General features: G+C 39.7%; 20 protein-coding genes. 11 read left to right on the top strand and 9 right to left on the bottom strand.

Features of this window, described 5'->3' with window-relative positions; genetic code table 11:
- Positions 1–1,423 (bottom strand): hypothetical protein (locus BLQ18_RS16345; RefSeq protein ID WP_139150417.1); only part of this gene is annotated, 1,423 nt, incomplete at its 3' end.
- 213 nt (positions 1,424–1,636) lie between these two features.
- Between BLQ18_RS16345 and BLQ18_RS16340 the strand changes: the two genes are divergently transcribed.
- From BLQ18_RS16340 to BLQ18_RS16315, 6 genes are all read left to right on the top strand, one after another.
- Complete coding sequence (locus tag BLQ18_RS16340; protein WP_090299353.1) at positions 1,637–2,377, top strand: carboxypeptidase-like regulatory domain-containing protein; 741 nt, start codon at positions 1,637–1,639, stop codon at positions 2,375–2,377.
- Positions 2,377–3,168, top strand: coding sequence for a hypothetical protein (locus tag BLQ18_RS16335; RefSeq protein ID WP_090299348.1), 792 nt, complete (start codon positions 2,377–2,379; stop codon positions 3,166–3,168). The genes BLQ18_RS16340 and BLQ18_RS16335 overlap by 1 nt, the downstream gene beginning before the upstream one ends.
- Positions 3,169–3,343: 175 nt before the next feature.
- Positions 3,344–3,862 carry a DUF6702 family protein gene (locus BLQ18_RS16330; RefSeq protein WP_090299341.1) on the top strand — a complete coding sequence of 173 codons (519 nt, stop codon included), beginning with the start codon at positions 3,344–3,346 and terminating at the stop codon, positions 3,860–3,862.
- Between the two features lie 62 nt (positions 3,863–3,924).
- Entirely contained in the window at positions 3,925–6,237 is a 2,313-nt protein-coding gene (locus tag BLQ18_RS16325) for a M1 family metallopeptidase (RefSeq protein ID WP_090299336.1), read from the top strand.
- Positions 6,238–6,318: 81 nt separating this feature from the next.
- The gene (locus BLQ18_RS16320; RefSeq protein WP_090299333.1) at positions 6,319–6,591 is read left to right on the top strand and encodes a Sec-independent protein translocase subunit TatA/TatB; all 273 of its coding nucleotides are present in this window, start codon (positions 6,319–6,321) and stop codon (positions 6,589–6,591) included.
- Positions 6,592–6,596: 5 nt separating this feature from the next.
- On the top strand, positions 6,597–7,169 hold the full coding sequence (locus BLQ18_RS16315; RefSeq protein ID WP_090299329.1) for a phosphatase PAP2 family protein: 573 nt from the start codon (positions 6,597–6,599) through the stop codon (positions 7,167–7,169).
- Here BLQ18_RS16315 and BLQ18_RS16310 read toward each other — a convergent pair.
- Positions 7,135–7,776: an O-methyltransferase gene (locus BLQ18_RS16310; RefSeq protein WP_090299326.1), complete on the bottom strand. Its 642-nt coding sequence runs from the start codon at positions 7,774–7,776 to the stop codon at positions 7,135–7,137. The two genes, BLQ18_RS16315 and BLQ18_RS16310, sit on opposite strands and share 35 nt — an antisense overlap.
- A 65-nt stretch (positions 7,777–7,841) precedes the next feature.
- On the opposite strand from BLQ18_RS16310, the gene BLQ18_RS16305 reads away from it, so the two are divergent.
- Genes BLQ18_RS16305 through BLQ18_RS16295 form a run of 3 tightly spaced genes read left to right on the top strand, consistent with a single transcriptional unit; the run spans position 7,842 to position 10,796 of the window.
- Positions 7,842–8,306, top strand: a complete 465-nt coding sequence (locus BLQ18_RS16305) for a GNAT family N-acetyltransferase (protein WP_090299321.1) — start codon at positions 7,842–7,844, stop codon at positions 8,304–8,306.
- 55 nt (positions 8,307–8,361) lie between these two features.
- Entirely contained in the window at positions 8,362–9,630 is a 1,269-nt protein-coding gene (gene kynU, locus BLQ18_RS16300; RefSeq protein ID WP_090299318.1) for a kynureninase, read from the top strand.
- A 17-nt stretch (positions 9,631–9,647) separates the two neighbouring features.
- Positions 9,648–10,796, top strand: coding sequence for an MFS transporter (locus BLQ18_RS16295; protein ID WP_090299314.1), 1,149 nt, complete (start codon positions 9,648–9,650; stop codon positions 10,794–10,796).
- Position 10,797: 1 nt separating this feature from the next.
- Here BLQ18_RS16295 and BLQ18_RS16290 read toward each other — a convergent pair whose 3' ends face one another.
- The 7 genes from BLQ18_RS16290 to BLQ18_RS16260 form a co-directional block, all read right to left on the bottom strand.
- Positions 10,798–11,163, bottom strand: coding sequence for a DUF2200 domain-containing protein (locus BLQ18_RS16290; RefSeq protein WP_090299311.1), 366 nt, complete (start codon positions 11,161–11,163; stop codon positions 10,798–10,800).
- A 19-nt stretch (positions 11,164–11,182) separates the two neighbouring features.
- Complete coding sequence (locus BLQ18_RS16285) at positions 11,183–11,575, bottom strand: hypothetical protein (RefSeq protein WP_090299307.1); 393 nt, start codon at positions 11,573–11,575, stop codon at positions 11,183–11,185.
- A gap of 12 nt (positions 11,576–11,587) precedes the next feature.
- On the bottom strand, positions 11,588–12,433 hold the full coding sequence (locus BLQ18_RS16280) for an alpha/beta hydrolase (RefSeq protein ID WP_090299304.1): 846 nt from the start codon (positions 12,431–12,433) through the stop codon (positions 11,588–11,590).
- 82 nt (positions 12,434–12,515) lie between these two features.
- Positions 12,516–13,262: a malonate transporter subunit MadM gene (madM, locus tag BLQ18_RS16275; RefSeq protein WP_090299300.1), complete on the bottom strand. Its 747-nt coding sequence runs from the start codon at positions 13,260–13,262 to the stop codon at positions 12,516–12,518.
- Positions 13,263–13,265: 3 nt separating this feature from the next.
- Positions 13,266–13,646, bottom strand: a complete 381-nt coding sequence (gene madL, locus BLQ18_RS16270; protein ID WP_090299297.1) for a malonate transporter subunit MadL — start codon at positions 13,644–13,646, stop codon at positions 13,266–13,268.
- Positions 13,646–15,139, bottom strand: a complete 1,494-nt coding sequence (locus BLQ18_RS16265; RefSeq protein ID WP_090299293.1) for an acyl-CoA synthetase — start codon at positions 15,137–15,139, stop codon at positions 13,646–13,648. The genes madL and BLQ18_RS16265 overlap by 1 nt, the downstream gene beginning before the upstream one ends.
- Positions 15,140–15,389: 250 nt before the next feature.
- On the bottom strand, positions 15,390–16,070 hold the full coding sequence (locus BLQ18_RS16260; protein WP_090299289.1) for a hypothetical protein: 681 nt from the start codon (positions 16,068–16,070) through the stop codon (positions 15,390–15,392).
- A gap of 142 nt (positions 16,071–16,212) precedes the next feature.
- Between BLQ18_RS16260 and BLQ18_RS16255 the strand changes: the two genes are divergently transcribed.
- Together BLQ18_RS16255 and BLQ18_RS16250 are read left to right on the top strand one after the other, a co-directional pair.
- Positions 16,213–16,785 carry an RNA polymerase sigma factor gene (locus BLQ18_RS16255; protein ID WP_245668173.1) on the top strand — a complete coding sequence of 191 codons (573 nt, stop codon included), beginning with the start codon at positions 16,213–16,215 and terminating at the stop codon, positions 16,783–16,785.
- On the top strand, positions 16,786–16,974 hold the full coding sequence (locus BLQ18_RS16250) for a hypothetical protein (RefSeq protein WP_090299282.1): 189 nt from the start codon (positions 16,786–16,788) through the stop codon (positions 16,972–16,974).
- Positions 16,975–16,997 lie beyond the last annotated feature (23 nt).

The raw sequence follows: 16,997 nt of genomic DNA, 5'->3' as shown, positions 1-16,997 counted from the left end.
CAATAGCTGTTGTATTTGATCCTATTGCGGTGGCATTTGCAGAAATGTTGTTGGTGTTTGCGGTGATGTCTGCGCTCTCTTCGAGGCTTGAAAGGTCAGCACTAAAATTGGTTGCTCCCTCCTCGACCGTGATTAGGTTGGTTCCCGTATTGAAGGTCACATTCGTAATGTCGTCATCGGCATTAGCGGCAACGAGGTTGTCCACATAGGATTTAACGGCATTTTGAGATGGGTATAGCACATCTGAAGTACCTAATGCTACATTTGTGGATTTGTTCGCGAGGTCTTCTTTAAGTGCAATGGCCGATGTGTTGTTCCCGATGGCTGTTGTATTTGATCCTATTGCGGTAGCATTTGCAGAAATGTTGTTGGTGTTGGCCGTGATGTTGTTCTGAAGAGTGGTGTCGTCATAAAGGGCTCCTCCGTCTAAACCTATTGAAATAGAATTTGGATTGTCACCACTAACTATCGTTTGATTAGAGGCAGCAATTGCAGCATTTAAAGTTTGTAAATTAACTGCATCTGTATCGATGGTTGGATCTTGAAGATTGTTAATCTGAAAATTACCCATTGAAACATTGGTCAAGGGGTCTCCAAACCCACTCAATGGAATATTGGTCTTGTCTAATTTGTTATTGGTAACTGCAGCATCAGCAATATCCTCCGCTAGTATGGTTCCATTTAAAATTTCAAAATCTGTGATACCCCCTTCAGGAACATCCAAAGTGTAAGGGTCCGCATCTGTTCCATTTCCGTTTAAAAGTAAAGTGGCATCCGTTGGCCCCACCACTTCATTTCCAATAATACTGTCTTTTTCTGTAATCCCAAGAGTAGATTCGTTTACCAAAGTCCATTGCGTGCCGTTCCATTGAAACATATCACCTGGATTACCTGATGTAGCATCGGCCAATTTGTTTATGGTTACAGAGCGTGGTGCCAAAACCCTTGTGGTCACCGATGAGGTTTGTAATTTGGAATCCCCATTAATGGATTGGTCAATAATATTGGCACCTGTAATTTGTCCTACCTCAAAGTTGTAATTTACGCTATCATCAAGATTTGTGCTGGATGTAATCACCACTGTACTATCCCTGGCATTTGGATTCAACGCGCCTAAAAAATCTGCCCGAGTACTTACGGTAAATGAATTATCGAGCTCTTCGCAGATATTTACCCAAGAAGTGCCGTTAAAATAATGGATACATTCTTCATCTGTATTAAAAACCAAAGCACCACGTAATGGATTTATGGAATTCATCTGGGCATTGGTCACCCTCGTGATTACCAAAACCCGATTCGTGCTTTCCAGCTCTAGGATTGAAGCTGGGTCCAAAAGTTGGGGGTTATTGCCAATTTTAACCTGAGCGCTAAGAACATTGATCATGAACAAGCCGATGATCGTTGTGATTATAGAGGTTTTCAAGATTTTTCGTATTTGAGGATTTTCAAACGTAATCAACAAAGCTAAACTTCTATTTTAATTTTTATCATAAATACCGTCAAAACACGAAATTCAAAGGTGAATGGAAATGGGATTCGGTATATTTGTAGAAGTATAATTAACAAAAGTTTACGGCACTGAACTTTTATAATTCGGAGCCATAGGTTTACTTTATCCCACACTAAACACTTTAAAATGAAAAATACATTCTTGATATTGTTTGCATTGTTGGTTTCAGGTTGGTCTTTGGCCCAAGACTCACGACGTATGCTTAGGGGTAAGGTGATGTACATGAGTTCCAATGTGCCCAATGAGAATGTTATCAACTCCACAAGTGGAGAGGCCACTATTACTGATGATAATGGAGAGTTTATTATTGCCGTACAAGAGGGTGATCAATTGGTTTTTACCGCGGTAAATTACCAACTGGAAATAGTGAAAATTACTCCTGAAATATTGACGAATAATCGTTTGGTGGTAGAAGTGAATGAGAAGGTTCGGGAGCTTGACGAGGTGGTGGTGACACCTGATAACCAAGAACGGTTTCTTCAGGTTCAGAATGAAGAGTTTAAAGAATTTACATACGATATTGATAGAGGTACCGAAGTTGAAAACGTGGCTGAATCCAGAACGGTAAGGGGCATGCAAGATGGACTGAATTTCGTGAACATCTTCAAGGCCTTGTTCCAATCCAATACAAAAGCTGATGGACAAGAAAGACCTCCTTTAAAGGTAAGTGAAGTGTTGCGCCATGTGTACGATGACGAATTTTTTGTTGCTGACCTTCGATTGCCACAAGATAAAATAGATGCATTTTTGTTGTACTGCGATGATAAAATCCCTTCACAGACTATTTTAAGAAAGGAAAATGAGTTTCAACTTATTGATTTTCTAGTGACGCAAAGCAAGGAGTATTTGGCAACCTTGGAGGAGTAATGAAAAAATTAATCCTTCCTTTTTTTCTTTTTTTGGCCCATTGTGCTTTGGCCCAAAATGGAGAAAAGTTACTGCAGGGAAGGGTAACAAGCATCGATAAGGATGTGGTCGGGGTAGTGGTACAAAACATCACTACAGAACAAGCTGTTATTACCGATTTGGATGGGAATTTTAATATTAATGTTCGAGTAAATGACACCTTGGTGTTTTCTGCAGTTCATTTCCTAAAAAAGGTACTCCCCGTTACTGAAGTTCTGTACAATACCAGTTTTGTTGAGGTTCCACTTCAAGAATTTGTAAACCAATTACAGGAGGTAGTGGTGAGGCCTTATAATTTATCGGGTGACTTATCACAAGATGTGAACCGTGTGGAATCTGGAGGAGTGGTTACCGCCGAATCGTTGGGCTTGCCCAATGCCAAACAACGAATCATAACCCAAAGTGAACGAAAATTGCAAACTGCAACAGGAGGGAAATTTAATGTAGGTATGATTTTAAGTCCACCTATTGATCCCATTATCAATGCCATAACTGGGCGAACCAAAATGCTCAAGAATAGGGTGAAGGTAGATAAAACCTATGCTGACACCCAAAGGGTGCAAGGTTATTATGCTGATTCACTTTTTGTGTCCACTTTGAAGATACCTGCCAATAAAATTGATGATTTTATGTATTTCTGTGAGGTAGATGAGGGTTTTCAGGCAGCCATAAGTTCCCAGGACAAATTGAGAATTTGGGGTGTTATGGTAGAGAAGAGTAGGGCCTATCGAGAAAATAATGGAATAGAGTAGTAGTTAGTAATCAGTAATCAGTAATCAGTAATCAGTATTGAGTATTGAGTAGTGAGAGGTCAGTTATCTAGTATCTCATATCTCAATACTAATATCTAAAAATAACTTTGGCAGGTAAATTGCAGAAACATGTTTAAAACAGTAACATTGTAGAACCTATAAAGTCTTATGGCATATGTTGAAAAGAAAAAATGCAAAATGGCTCTTGTTGCCTATGGCAATGCTATTATTTCTATCCTTTACCAATCTCCATAAATTTTATGTAAGTGTTACCAATATGGTATACTCCGAAAAGGACGAAGCCTTTCAAATCACCAGTCGTATTTTTATCGATGATTTAGATGATCTTTTGGAAGAACGATATGGCATAAAATCCAATTTGGCCACCGCAGATGAATCTAAGATTGCCGATGATTATATCAAAAAATATTTCAATACAAAATTTATCATCGAGATTAACGGTCAGCCAGTTGCGTACAATTTTTTGGGCAAAAAATATGATGCCGATGTAGTGATTTGCTATTTGGAAATCCCAAACATTAAACTACCCGAAGTCAAGACCTTAACAATTCAAAATGAAATTCTAACCGATATGTTCGATGAACAGAAGAATTTGGTGCACGTGAAATGGAATGGGAACAAAAAAAGCTTCGTATTGATCAAGAGCGACAATAAAGGAATGTTAAACTTATAACCCTCTTTTAACATTTAGTTTAAATATAGTATTTTACACCCTTATATAAATCAGATAAAAAAATGAACAAAGTCAAGTATTATGTTGCTTCCGTTTTGTTTCTTTTCGGTGCCATGCTTATGGCGCAAGAAGAGGGCGAAGTAAAGGAGCGGGAGCCGGGTCATTACAACCAAAGTAAGTTCAAACAATTGTACGAGGAATTCTCAACTCCAAATACCTATAGGTCAGCTTCTGGTGCTCCTGGACCAGATTATTACCAACAGCAGGCCGACTATGTAATGGATATTCAGTTGGATGATAAAAATGCCAAAATCAACGGTGAGGAAACCATCACCTATCACAATAATTCACCTGACGATTTAGAGTTTTTGTGGGTGCAGTTGGACCAAAACGTGCGTGCCAAGGATTCTAAATCTCCTTTGAGAAATGGAGACGGGGTGAACATGGCATATACTGCGGGAAATTTTGCAGAGACTTATATCAATGAGCCTTTCGATGGAGGTTTCAATATTGAAGCTGTGACCGATGCCAGTGGAAAGCCGTTGTCTTACACCATCAACCAAACAATGATGCGTGTAAACATTCCTGAGCCATTAAAAAGTGGGGAAAAACTATCTTTTTCAGTTAAGTGGTGGTACAATATTCCTGATCACACGGTAAATAGAGCGCGTTCAGGATATGAGTATTTCCCTGAGGACGGAAACCGTGCTTATGTAATTGCACAGTTTTTTCCAAGAATGGCAGTTTACAGCGATGTAGAAGGATGGCAAAACCACCAGTTCTGGGGTAGCGGTGAGTTCGCCCTTACCTTTGGTAACTATGATGTAAGCATTACAGTACCTGCCGATCACATTTTGGATGGTACAGGAGAATTGCAAAACCGCGATGAGGTTTTCTCCAAAGAAATGATGAAGCGTTACAAGGCTGCCAAAAAGTCGTATGACAAGCCAGTGATCATTGTATCACAAGAAGAAGCAGAAGCTGCTGAAAAAGGTTTCTCAACCGATACCAAGACTTGGAAGTTAAAAGCTACAAACGTTCGTGACTTTGCATTTGCATCTTCAAGAAAATTTATTTGGGACATGCAGGCCGTTAAACTCGGAAATAGAGATGTAATGGCGGTTTCCCTTTATCCAAAAGAAGGTAACCCACTTTGGGAAGAAATGTCTACCAAAGCAGTTGCCCAGACCTTGGTAACTTATTCAGAGCACACTTTTGATTACCCATACCACAAAGCGATTTCCGTTCATGCGAAAAACCAAGGGATGGAGTATCCAATGATCTGCTGGAACTATGGCCGTCCAAACGAGGATGGAACTTATTCCGATAGAGTAAAATATGGAATGATCAGTGTGATCATCCACGAAGTAGGGCACAACTTCTTCCCAATGATCGTAAACTCAGACGAGCGTCAGTGGGGATGGATGGATGAAGGTTTGGATACTTTTATGCAATATTTGGCAGAGCAGGCTTTCGGAGAGAACAATCCTTCAGTAATTGCTCCAAATGAAAAATATCCTTCAAGAAGGGGAGACCCAGCCAAGATCGTTCCTTATATGGCAGGTGATCAAAGTTATATTTCACCAATTATGTCCAACCCAGAAAACGTGTATCAATTGGGACCAAATGCATACGCTAAACCTGCAACTGCATTGAACATTTTGAGAGAAACTGTGATGGGCAAGGAATTGTTCGACCATGCATTTAAAACCTATGCGCAACGTTGGATGTTCAAGCACCCAACCCCAGAAGATTTCTTCCGTACCATGGAAGACGCTTCCGCTGTGGATTTGGATTGGTACTGGAGAGGATGGTTCTACACCACAGATTATGTTGATATAGGCGTTAAAGATGTTAAAAAATACTACGTAACCAATAAACCTACTGCCGAAATGAAAAAATACATGGCAGATAGAAACCTTACGGAAGCGGATCTTGTACCATTGGTATACTTGGCCGAAGAAGATAGTGAAGATTTTGAGCCTGAATTGAAAGGAAAGTCTCCATCAGAAACATCACAAAACTTGAAAGAGTTTATGATGGACAACATGACCGAAGCTGAAAGAGCTCAGGTTAAGGAGCCAAAATTCTTCTACGAAATCACTTTTGACAAACCAGGAGGAATTCCAATGCCATTGATTGTTGAATATACGTACGCCGATGGAACTACCCAGAGCATTACCTATCCACCAGAGATTTGGAGAAAGAATGACACCGAGGTTAAAAGAGTTATTTCTTCAGAAAAAGAATTGGTTGGAATCGTAGTGGATCCTAAGTTGGAAACAGCCGATATCGACACGACAAACAATTCTTGGCCTAAGAAAGAAGAGAAATCAGACTTTGATCAGTTTAAAGAAAACATCAAAGGAGAATAATAACAAAAACAGTGTTAAAGAGCCTCGTGATTTCACGGGGCTTTTTTTATTTTGCTACCAAGTTCTGATTATATTTGTTCTATGTATTTTCTATTCATTAGCGGAGCGGAGATTTTTTTCATCCTATTTATAGTGGTGATGGTGTTTGGTGCGGATAAGATTCCGGGAATAGCCAAAGGATTGGGTAAAGGTATGCGTCAACTTAAGGACGCAACGGACGATATTAAGCGCGAAATCCAAAATAGTGCTGATATCGATACTGATTTCACCAAAGATATCCGAAAGGAGATCAGTGACGTGAAAAAGAACATGGACGAAGTAACCGGCTCCATCAAGCGAGATCTTAATAAATAATTCCAATGTTGGAAAAATTGCTCAAATGGGATAGGGATACGTTTGTGTACCTAAACGGTTTGGGCATTGAAAAATACGACGGCTTTTGGGCTACCGTGACCAATATAACCACTTGGATTCCCCTTTTTATTCTTTTTCTGGTTCTATTTTATCTAAAATTTTCAAGAAAGGAAGCTTTATATAAATTTTTGATGGTTTTGGGTTTGATAGTATTTATTACAGCCATCACCCATTGGACCAAGGTTTCTGTGGCCCGATTACGCCCTAACAATACCGAAGAGATAAACACCCTGATCAGAATCTTAAAAAGCCCGACAGATTACAGCTTTTTCTCTGGACATGCTTCCAGCTCATTTTCTATTACGGTGATCGTTTTTCTTTTCCTTAAGGAAAAAGTAAAGTGGAGTATCCTGTTTTTTATTTGGCCCATACTATTTGCCATGAGCCGCATTTATGTGGGCGTACATTTTCCTATAGATATTATTGTGGGAGCTATCGTCGGAATTTTATCAGGATTGTTGTTCTATTGGCTTTATCGAAAGTTTATAGCACCCGACTTAGCGTTAAGCCATCCCTAATCGGAAGGAGCACCGTTTCTGCACGAGGGTCTCTACTTAATTTTTCATTGTAGGCGAGCAAAGCAGCTGTAGCTTTATCTGATTTGTCCAAAGGTTCTACCACTTTTCCAGACCAAAGCACATTATCGGAAAGAATTACACTGCCTGGTTTTGTTTTTTGGATCACCGCCTCAAAATAAGCATCGTAATTGACTTTTTGCGCATCAATAAAAACCAAGTCAAAAGTAAAATCCAAAGAAGGGATTACCTCCAAAGCATCACCTGTATGTTGCACGATTTGATTTCCGTAAGCACTTTTGTCAAAATATTTACGCTGCAATTGATGAAGTTCCTCGTTTACTTCAATGGTGTGTAGTTCTCCATCCTTCTGAAGCCCTTCTGCCAAACAAAGCGCAGAATAGCCAGTGTAGGTGCCTATTTCCAAAATATATTTGGGAGAAATCAGCTTGGAAAGCATGCTCAAAACCCGACCTTGAAAATGCCCTGTGATCATTCTGGGCTGTACCACCTTTAGGTGGGTTTCCCGTGTGAGTTCCGTGAGCAAAGTTGGCTCTGCTTGGGAATTATTGGCGATGTAATTTTCCAATAAGTTAGAAAGGAAATGCATGCGTAAATTTTCGCAAAAATATAGAAAAGAACTACATTGTCTTGCTCATTAACCAACTGAATCTTATGGAAACTCCCAAAATCCAAGTTCGAAGCGCCAATTTGAAAGACCTACCCATTCTATTGCAATACGAACAAGGTGTGGTCACTGCAGAACGCCCTTTTGATCCGACCATCCAAAAAGGACCTGTAAACTATTACGATCTGGAGGCCTTGATTCAAGATGAGGAATCTTGTGTGGCAGTTGCAGAAGTCGATGGCAAAGTGGTGGCTTCAGGTTTTGCCTTGGTAAAAAAGGCTCGTCATTATTTAGATCACGAAGATTATGCTTACTTCGGATTTATGTATACCGATGAAGCGTTTCGGGGTCAAGGCCTCAATGCCTTGATTATCGACTTTCTAAAAGATTGGGCATATGATAAAGGCCTTAAAGAAATCCGATTGACCGTGTATTGTGATAATATACCAGCCATTAAGGCCTACGAAAAAGTAGGTTTTAAAAAGCATATGGTCGAGATGCGATTGACATAATTTGGTACTTAGGATTACAGGTACAAGTTGTATTTTTGAAGATAAATAAAATTCTATGTCATTTAAAAATACGCTCGAGTTTGCAAAGCAACTAGATGCCCAAGATAAACTTTCCCAATACCGAAACGAATTTCACTTTCCGCAAGTCAATGGAAAAGATGTGATTTACTTTACGGGCAATTCACTCGGACTTCAACCCAAACGCTCCCAAAAATATGTGGATGAGGTAATGAAGGATTGGCGGGAACTGGCTGTAGAAGGACATTTTTATGCCGATAAACCTTGGTGGGATTACCATGAGCGATTGGCCGAAGGTCTCGGTAAGGTTGTAGGTGCAAAACCTGAAGAGGTTACAGTGATGAATACCTTAACGGTTAATCTTCATTTGTTGATGGTTTCCTTTTATCGCCCTTCCGAAAAACGATTCAAGATCATTTGTGAAGAAAAGGCTTTTCCTTCCGATCAATATATGTTGCAAAGTCAGGCCCGTTTTCATGGATTTGACCCATCCAAAGCCATTGTTGAGGTGAAAAAACGAGACGGTGAACATGCATGGTATACCGAAGACATTTTACAAACCATTGAAGAAGTTGGTGATGAATTGGCTTTGGTACTCATGGGAGGTGTAAACTATTACAATGGTCAAGTGTTGGATATGGAAGCAATCACCAAAGCAGGAAAAGCCCAAGGTGCTTTTGTGGGGTGGGATTTGGCTCATGGAGCAGGAAATATTGAATTAAAACTTCACGATTGGGATGCAGATTTTGGCGCATGGTGCAGCTATAAATATATGAACAGTGGCCCTGGAAACGCATCGGGTGTTTTTGTGCACGAAAGACATTTGGGAAAAGAGGATATTCCTCGTTTTGAAGGATGGTGGGGCACCAAGAAGGAAACCCGATTTTTAATGAAACCTGAGTTCGACCCGACCGAAACAGCAGATGCTTGGCAACTGAGCAATCCACCTATACTTTCGTTAGCGCCGTATTTGGCCTCATTGGAAATTTTTGATGAAGTGGGCATGGGGACCTTGATTGAAAAACGGGATAAAATTGTAGCTTATTTGGAATTTGTACTTCATGAAATTGACAAAGAGGTGGACAGTACCTTCGAAATTATAACTCCAGAAGCAAGAGGATGTCAACTTTCGGTGTTTTTACACGGGGAAGGGCGCTCTTTGTTCGATTATTTAATGAAGAACGGAGTGATTACCGATTGGAGGGAGCCCAACGTAATTCGTTTGGCACCAGCTCCACTGTATTGCTCATATGAGGATATGTATAACTTTGGACAAATTTTAAAACAGGGTATACTTACTAAATAACCTCACCTAAACTTTAAATGAAATCACTCCTGCTCATTCTGTCCAACCCGAGGTATTTTGCACCTTCTTGGATTTTTACCAGCGTAAATATTTGGTTTGGAACATGGGCCATTTATATTCCCACAGTTAAGGAAAAACTAGGGATAGATAAGGCAGATTTGGGCATTGCCCTATTTTGTCTGTCGTTGGGTGTTTTTACCATTTTTCCAATGGCTTCGAAGATCATCAACAAGATAGGTGTCGGAAGAGCATCGTGGATAAGTGTAATTGCGGTTTCATTCGCTGCTATGTTGCCATTGATGGCACCCAACTATTATATGTTGATGTTGGGTTTGTACCTCTTTGGTGCTGGAACAGGTTTTACGGATATTGCCATCAATACCTTGGTCACTGAAATTGAAAAGGAAGATAAGGTCAACTTTATGTCTGCAGCCCATGGCTTTTTTAGCTTAGGAGGTATTTTGGTAGGACTTGGAAGTTTTTTGATTCCTATTATTGGAAGCCCAGTATTACACATGGGTATTACGGTGGTTTTGGTGTTTTTGATCAACCTGTATTTTAGGAAACACTACATAAATGTAGTGGCTGCTCCTGTTGAAAAGGAACCTTTTAGTTTTAAATTATTCAAACCCTTGTTGTTATTGGGGATTATTGGTTTTGTTTCTTATGGCAGCGAAGGTGCAATCATTGACTGGAGTGCCCTTTATCTCAAAGAAATGACCATGGCTCCAGAAATGTTGATAGGAGCTGGTTTTTTGGCATTTTCAACCACTATGACTTTGGGAAGATTTTTAGGTGATGGCATAAGTGCCAAGATAGGTCCTATTAAAATTGTGGGATTGGGAGCACTTATAGCTACTGTGGGTTATGTTTTGGTACTGTCCCAGCACACTTTGGTAACCATTGCAGGATTTGCCTTGAATGGTCTTGGGTTTTCGGTAATCGTACCTGAATTGTTTCGCATTGGTGGCAATGTAAAGGGCGTTGATTCATCCCAAGGGGTAGCCTTTATTGCGGGATCAGGGTATATCGGCTTTTTAATGGGCCCCGTGATTCTTGGTTTTATTGCGGAAAGTGCTTCCTTGAATTATAGCTTTATTCTGTTGCTAATTTTGGCCCTATTAATATTTGGGATTACTTTTTTCTTGAATCGAAGGGGGAGGTAGATTATGCTGTTCTCAAAATCTTGTCCATCTTTCTGCCTTTGGCCAACTCGTCTACTAATTTATCTAAATAACGCACTTGTTGTGTTAATGGCGTTTCAATGTCTTCTATGCGATAACCGCAGATAACACCTTTTATAAGGTTTGCATTTGAGTTAAGGTCAGCTTGGGAAAAAAAATCTTTGAAAGTTACTTTTTGATTAATTAAATCCTGAAGTTTTTTCTCGTCAAACCCTGTTAACCATTCAATCACCTGAAGCAACTCTTCTTTGGTTCTACCTTTTTTCTCCACTTTAGTGATGTAATGCGGGTAGACAGAGGAAAAAGTCATTTCTGCAATTCTTTTATCGTGTTCAGGTGTTGTAGTCATTGTATTTTTAATAAACAGATTAATTAATCCATTCTACATTTAATTTTTCCAATGCTGTGTTTAAATCAACCAACGAATCTGGGTCGATTATTTGTGTGTTGATTGTCAATTCCTCCTTATCTGATTTTAGGATGTAATCACCTGCAAATTTTTTGATGCGTTTTATTTCGGTCAGACTCATTTTCTTTCCGAATGGACCATTAACCTTAATAATTCCATTTTCAATATTTATGTATTTATAGTTCTTTTGGTAGAAATAAAGTCCTAAATACATGAGAGAAATAAAAATCCAACCATAATCCATCCAACTGGGCTCCTCCTTGGTGAAGATGCCAATAAAGAACCAGATTAACCATACAAGACCTAGGATTAGGTTAACATTCAACTGTCTTTTTTTGTAAGCAATTTTCATGTAAACTTAGTTTTATTGGGTTTCAGCATTCAAGTATTTTAGCCCATCATAGATAGCCTTTAAAGGAACAGATCTGTGATTTTCGTTTTCATAATACTGTATGGAAACAGCAGTATCTCCTTCCATTCTTTCATTTAATAGCGAATAAAAGATGTCGTGTCGTTTTTTATTGCGCTCGTAATTTGCTTCACCTTGGTTGGCTGTGGCAATAAATAATTTTTTCTTTAATGATGTTACAGGAATCGAGTCCACTTTGTTTTTTATCATTCTCTCATCCCACCAAAGGCTTGGGTCTATTGCGATGTAGGCGTCAAAAATGCTGTTTTCATCTATGTAAGCGTTTAATGTCAACAGCCCTCCCAACGAGTGCCCTATGAGCGTTTTGGACTGGCTGATTCTATAATTTTCATTAAGATAAGGTAGTAATTCTTTTTGTATGAAATCTAAAAACTTTTTCCCTCCTCCCATAGTGTTTGGACGTTTGGTCTTCAGTTTGGTGACTGTAAAATCCCGTTCTCGGTCCACATTTTCAATGGCAACAATAATGCTTTTTGGCATTAAATAATTTCTATTCGTATTTGAACTCATAAATTGAACCACTCCAGTAGTTGTTTCAAAAAAGACATTGCCATCCAATACAATGATTAAGGGATAGTTTTCCTCTTTTTCGGACTCATCAAAGTATCCATCAGGCAGGCTGATTAGACAGGAACGGTTTTCACCCAAGATATCAGAAGCTATTATAAAGGTGTCTTTTTCCTCCTCTTTTTCTTCGGGGCTTTCAGGTTTAGATGGATTGCATGAAATGTACAGGCACCCTAAAAAAATAAAGAGTAAAGTGAAAAGTGATTTTTTCATTAAAGGGGTTCGATTGGAAATGAGAGGAGCTTTTATCTGTACTTTAAGTTCTATTCGTTTATTTCAACTTCAATTAATTGCATTACAGAAATATGGCCCTCAGAATAACATAAAATAGGGAAGGGCATAAAAGACATCCCAATCCTGTATAAAAGGTAGAGGTCAATGCGCCATAGGGCACTAATTCTTCATCAGTGGCGGCAAGTCCTGCTACAACACCACTAGTGGTTCCCAACAACCCGCCAAAAACGATGGCGGCATGCGGGTTGTCCAATTGAATTTTTTTGGCGACCAAGGGAGTGCAAATGGTTGTGAAAATGGTCTTGACTACTCCTGTTGCCACACTAATGGCAATTACATCGGAACTTGCTCCAAGGGCCGTACCCGTAACTGGTCCCACAATATAGGTGCAGGCTCCAGCACCTATGGTGGTAAGGCTTTCAATATTGGTATAGCCCATACTTAACCCAATTAAAACGCCAATGATGAATGAAATGGAAACCCCCATCACCAATGCGACCAATCCTGCCAAACCTGCCTGTCTTATTTTTGATAGATCGGCGCTCATCGCAGTGGCCACAACAGCAAAATCGCGTAGCATGGGTCCACCAAGTATTGCCATCCCAGCAAAAAGGGGAATGTTTGAAATTCCTTTTTCATCACCCAAAAATGCAAGGGAAAGTCCAATAATGATTGCAATGGCCACACCTGGAATCTTTTTATTGGTAACATATTTTGAAACCCAAGTGGAAAACAGCATGATAATCCCAACACAAAGGAAGGCAAATACCAATCCGTTTTTTCCAATAACCGTGTTAATGATTTCCATAGGCTATTTATTTTGGGAATCAATGCTTTTTTCTCTTCCAATCTTGGAAATTACAGGAACCATGAACATGCAAATAGCTGTGGCGGCTATACCCAGAACAACCGCCAAAACACCTCCAGAAAGCGCAGCCTTAACATTCAATGTGGAGGTCATTGCTACAATAATTGGAATGTACATTGCGCTCCAAAACCAAATCCCTTTTTCTGTTTCTAAAACCAGCCACTTCTTTTTTCGGAGATAAATGCTGGAGGTCATCAACAAAAACATGGCAAATCCGACTCCACCTATGTCACTGTTAATATTCAACAAGTGCCCCAAAAGGCGCCCCAAAAGTTTTCCCAGCAGAAAACATGCTGCCAAAAGTGCGACTCCGTAAATTTTCATTAGTTCTGTTGGTTGTTGGTAAATAACTCCTTGATATTGTTCTTGGTGACCTTGCCCATTACATTTCTGGGCAAATCGGACATGATCAAATATTTTCTTGGTGTTTTGTAACCAGGCAGTTTATCGTTCAACCACGATTTTAACTCCTCAACATCAAAGTCATCTGTTTCGGAAACTATGGCGGCACCAATTATTTCTCCCCATTCCAAATCAGGAATTCCGACAACTCCACAATCTTTAATATTGGAGTGTTTTCGAAGGACTTCTTCTATTTCCAAGGCAGAGATTTTATAACCTCCAGACTTTATAATGTCCACAGAATTTCTACCGAGAATTTTTATGCTGTCACCATCCCAAATGGCAATATCACCCGATTTAAACCACCCATCTGGAGTGAAGGCCTCCTCGGTTGCCTTGGGTTTGTTCCAATATTCTTTGAATACATTGGGACCCTTGATTAGGATTTCACCTGGTTCTCCATTTTGTACAGGTTGATGGTCTGAGTCACCCAAAAGTATTTCTACTCCTGGTAAAGGTTGTCCAATATGACCAGGCTTACGAGTGCCGTTGTATGGGTTGCTAATGGCCATGCCCATCTCGGTCATTCCATATCTTTCCAATAAAGTATGCCCACTTATTTCTTTCCATTGTTCCAAAACACTGATGGGAAGGGCGGCGGACCCAGATACCATAAGTCTAAACTTTTTAAGGTGTTTTGAAATCGATTCCTGCACGGCAGGAGCTAATTCATTATAGTAAGCTATCAATTTGAAATAAATGGTAGGTACTGCCATAAAAACGTTTACTTCACCTTTGGTGAACGCCTGATATACCTCTTCTGGATTGAATTTGGGAAGGAATTCGCAGCAGGCTCCACTCCAAAGTGCGCAACTCAGCATATTGATGATACCGTGTACATGGTGCAACGGGAGTACATTGAGTACATGGTCATCTTTGTTCCATTGCCAAGATTCCACCAATGTGGTGATTTGAGCTTCTATATTATCGTGGGTCGTCACCACTCCTTTTGGTGCTCCAGTTGTTCCACTGGTGTATAGGATCAGGGCACTACGGTCTGTTTGAACATCGGGCAATTCTCCTTTTTTGGCTGTTATTTCAGAAAACCGAATAAAACGAATTTCAGTTTTATCAAAAAGTGGCGCCAGCAAGGATTCAAATTCCTCTGATAAAATAAGGGTGGATGCTTGAGTATCGTTTAGGATATATTCTATGGAAGGCAAAGGGTGTTTTTCGCAAAGCGGAACTGCAATGCCCCCAGCTCTCCAAATGCCCCATTGGGTCGCAGCGTATGTAAAACTTGCGGGAACAAGAAAGGCTATTCGTGCCCCATTGAGGTCTATTTGTCCATCAAGTATACTAAGTGCTACGTCTTTGGATTTGTCCAAAAGTGTTTGGTAGGTGTAACTATGCCCTCCACTTTTGATTGCCGTACGTTTAGGGAAAGTAGCGGCTCTTTCAATTAATGTTATCATTGATTATTTGGTTGGTAAAATTCAATTGTGAAACTACGCAAGAAACAAGATGTATATTCCAACATCTGGTTATCTCACATTTCATTGCCTTGAAAATTCGAATGTTCAATATACAAGATATGAATGTTTTACAAGCTTTCAAATTGAACTTAAGCAAGCTATAAAAGTGAAACCCCTTTCTGCTTATATAGTCCAAGCAGAAAGGGGTTTGTATATTTTAATAGTTGGTTCTAAAATAAACCGTGATTTATTATTCCATGGTTACAGAAAGTCCTGTAAAGTATAAATTAGTGCCACCTTCAGGTCGGTTGTGTTGCTTGGCGATTTGCAAGCCGTCCATATCCTCATAGTCTTCCCAAGTGGAAACTAAGTTGGGTTCTTCTTGGTTTGATTTTCGGTAGGCCCACTCACGGATAATGTTATCATCTTTAAAGTAAAAATCGTAAGCATCACCAGGAGTATAACCGCCTTCATTGGCATATACAATGGTAAGTTTTTGCATAGATTCACCGCTTATGGGTGCTTGTACATCCACAGTATGCTCAAAACTATAGCTTTTGGAATCCCACATCAAATTAAAAGGGGCCATCAACCAATACCTGTCATTAATAAAGCCGCCATTGGTTTTTAGGGCTATGCTATCCATAGAATTTCTATTGTACACTAAAGTGTCAGGTCCTGAAATGGCAGTGACCACATTGGCTTTCGGTTCCCATTTCCAGCTGCGTTCAAAATGCATGGAATCTCTGTCCACGTTAAAGGTAAAGGTGATTTCCTTAACATTTTTCCAATTATCGAAGCCGTGTGCAGCTGCAATCTTTTCGGGAATAGTTTTTTCGGGGGTCACTGTTTTTTCCTCCTTTTTTGGTTCCGTTTTACAGGCTGAAAAAAATAAAAGGGCACAGATGGCGGTAAAATATAGGGTCTTCATGTCTGGTTTTTAACCAAATATACCATGAATTACATTACTTTTGCGCCCCATTTTGTGAAAAGCGAAATAAAAATAACCCAACCGAGTGACTTTTTTAAAACATCTGTTTCTAATACTTATAAGTAACCCCGACAAAAAGTTTTTGGAAACGGAAGATCTTTATGCCCATCTGTCCGATGAGGAATTAGTGAAACAGATTGTTGCGACCAACGATCCTTTGCTATTCGGTAAATTATACGATCGCTATGCCAAAATGGTATATAACAAGTGTTACGGGTTTGCAAAATCCGACGACGAAGCAGAAGATTTAACACAAGATGTATTCTTACAGCTCTTTATTAAACTTCGAACATTCAAGGGAAAGTCCAAGTTCTCTACTTGGCTATATTCCTTTACTTATAATTTCTGTGTTAACTATGTCAACCGCAATAAACAACGCAAAATGAACGATCAATCCGTTCAGGTTGATGATTCGGAACATAAACTGACCGAGGAAATTCCAGATCAAAGCTTGTATCAGATGAAAACAGACAAGCTTCAGAAATCTTTGGAACTGATATCGGCAGAGGACAAGTCCATTTTATTGCTGAAATACCAAGATGGGGCCAGCATTAAAGATTTGGTACACTTGATGGATATAGGCGAAAGTGCTGCAAAAATGAGGTTGAAACGCGCTAAGGAAAGATTAGTGGAAATCTATAACACCCTGGATTAGATGGCAGAGCAACACAAAAACCCGTTCAAAGAGTTGGAAGCCTCCCTGAAGGAAGTGCCTCCACACATGAAGAAAAAGGTGATGAACGACATTGCGGCCGCAAAGTTGATCATGGATATGGCTTCGTTGTTCTCCACCAATCTCGGTAGTGCCCTTCGTAAACTTTTCAGGACCATGGGCGACAACTAAAATCAAACAGAACACTATAAATA

It is taken from the genome of Flagellimonas zhangzhouensis (assembly GCF_900102925.1).
Classification (GTDB): Bacteria; Bacteroidota; Bacteroidia; order Flavobacteriales; family Flavobacteriaceae; genus Flagellimonas; species Flagellimonas zhangzhouensis.
Note: the sequence above shows the minus strand (reverse complement) of the source record. Positions and strands in the feature narration are given on the sequence as shown.

Excerpts from the sequence above, each read along its gene's own strand:
- BLQ18_RS16320 (WP_090299333.1), top strand. The coding sequence starts at position 6,319 with ATGTATTTTCTATTCATTAGCGGAGCGGAGATTTTTTTCATCCTATTT.
- BLQ18_RS16285 (WP_090299307.1), bottom strand. The coding sequence starts at position 11,575 with ATGAAAATTGCTTACAAAAAAAGACAGTTGAATGTTAACCTAATCCTA.
- BLQ18_RS16290 (WP_090299311.1), bottom strand. The coding sequence starts at position 11,163 with ATGACTACAACACCTGAACACGATAAAAGAATTGCAGAAATGACTTTT.
- BLQ18_RS16250 (WP_090299282.1), top strand. The coding sequence starts at position 16,786 with ATGGCAGAGCAACACAAAAACCCGTTCAAAGAGTTGGAAGCCTCCCTG.
- BLQ18_RS16335 (WP_090299348.1), top strand. The coding sequence starts at position 2,377 with ATGAAAAAATTAATCCTTCCTTTTTTTCTTTTTTTGGCCCATTGTGCT.
- BLQ18_RS16330 (WP_090299341.1), top strand. The coding sequence starts at position 3,344 with ATGTTGAAAAGAAAAAATGCAAAATGGCTCTTGTTGCCTATGGCAATG.
- BLQ18_RS16325 (WP_090299336.1), top strand. The coding sequence starts at position 3,925 with ATGAACAAAGTCAAGTATTATGTTGCTTCCGTTTTGTTTCTTTTCGGT.
- BLQ18_RS16305 (WP_090299321.1), top strand. The coding sequence starts at position 7,842 with ATGGAAACTCCCAAAATCCAAGTTCGAAGCGCCAATTTGAAAGACCTA.
- BLQ18_RS16265 (WP_090299293.1), bottom strand. The coding sequence starts at position 15,139 with ATGATAACATTAATTGAAAGAGCCGCTACTTTCCCTAAACGTACGGCA.
- madM (WP_090299300.1), bottom strand. The coding sequence starts at position 13,262 with ATGGAAATCATTAACACGGTTATTGGAAAAAACGGATTGGTATTTGCC.
- BLQ18_RS16260 (WP_090299289.1), bottom strand. The coding sequence starts at position 16,070 with ATGAAGACCCTATATTTTACCGCCATCTGTGCCCTTTTATTTTTTTCA.
- BLQ18_RS16295 (WP_090299314.1), top strand. The coding sequence starts at position 9,648 with ATGAAATCACTCCTGCTCATTCTGTCCAACCCGAGGTATTTTGCACCT.
- BLQ18_RS16280 (WP_090299304.1), bottom strand. The coding sequence starts at position 12,433 with ATGAAAAAATCACTTTTCACTTTACTCTTTATTTTTTTAGGGTGCCTG.
- BLQ18_RS16310 (WP_090299326.1), bottom strand. The coding sequence starts at position 7,776 with ATGCATTTCCTTTCTAACTTATTGGAAAATTACATCGCCAATAATTCC.
- BLQ18_RS16315 (WP_090299329.1), top strand. The coding sequence starts at position 6,597 with ATGTTGGAAAAATTGCTCAAATGGGATAGGGATACGTTTGTGTACCTA.
- kynU (WP_090299318.1), top strand. The coding sequence starts at position 8,362 with ATGTCATTTAAAAATACGCTCGAGTTTGCAAAGCAACTAGATGCCCAA.
- madL (WP_090299297.1), bottom strand. The coding sequence starts at position 13,646 with ATGAAAATTTACGGAGTCGCACTTTTGGCAGCATGTTTTCTGCTGGGA.
- BLQ18_RS16340 (WP_090299353.1), top strand. The coding sequence starts at position 1,637 with ATGAAAAATACATTCTTGATATTGTTTGCATTGTTGGTTTCAGGTTGG.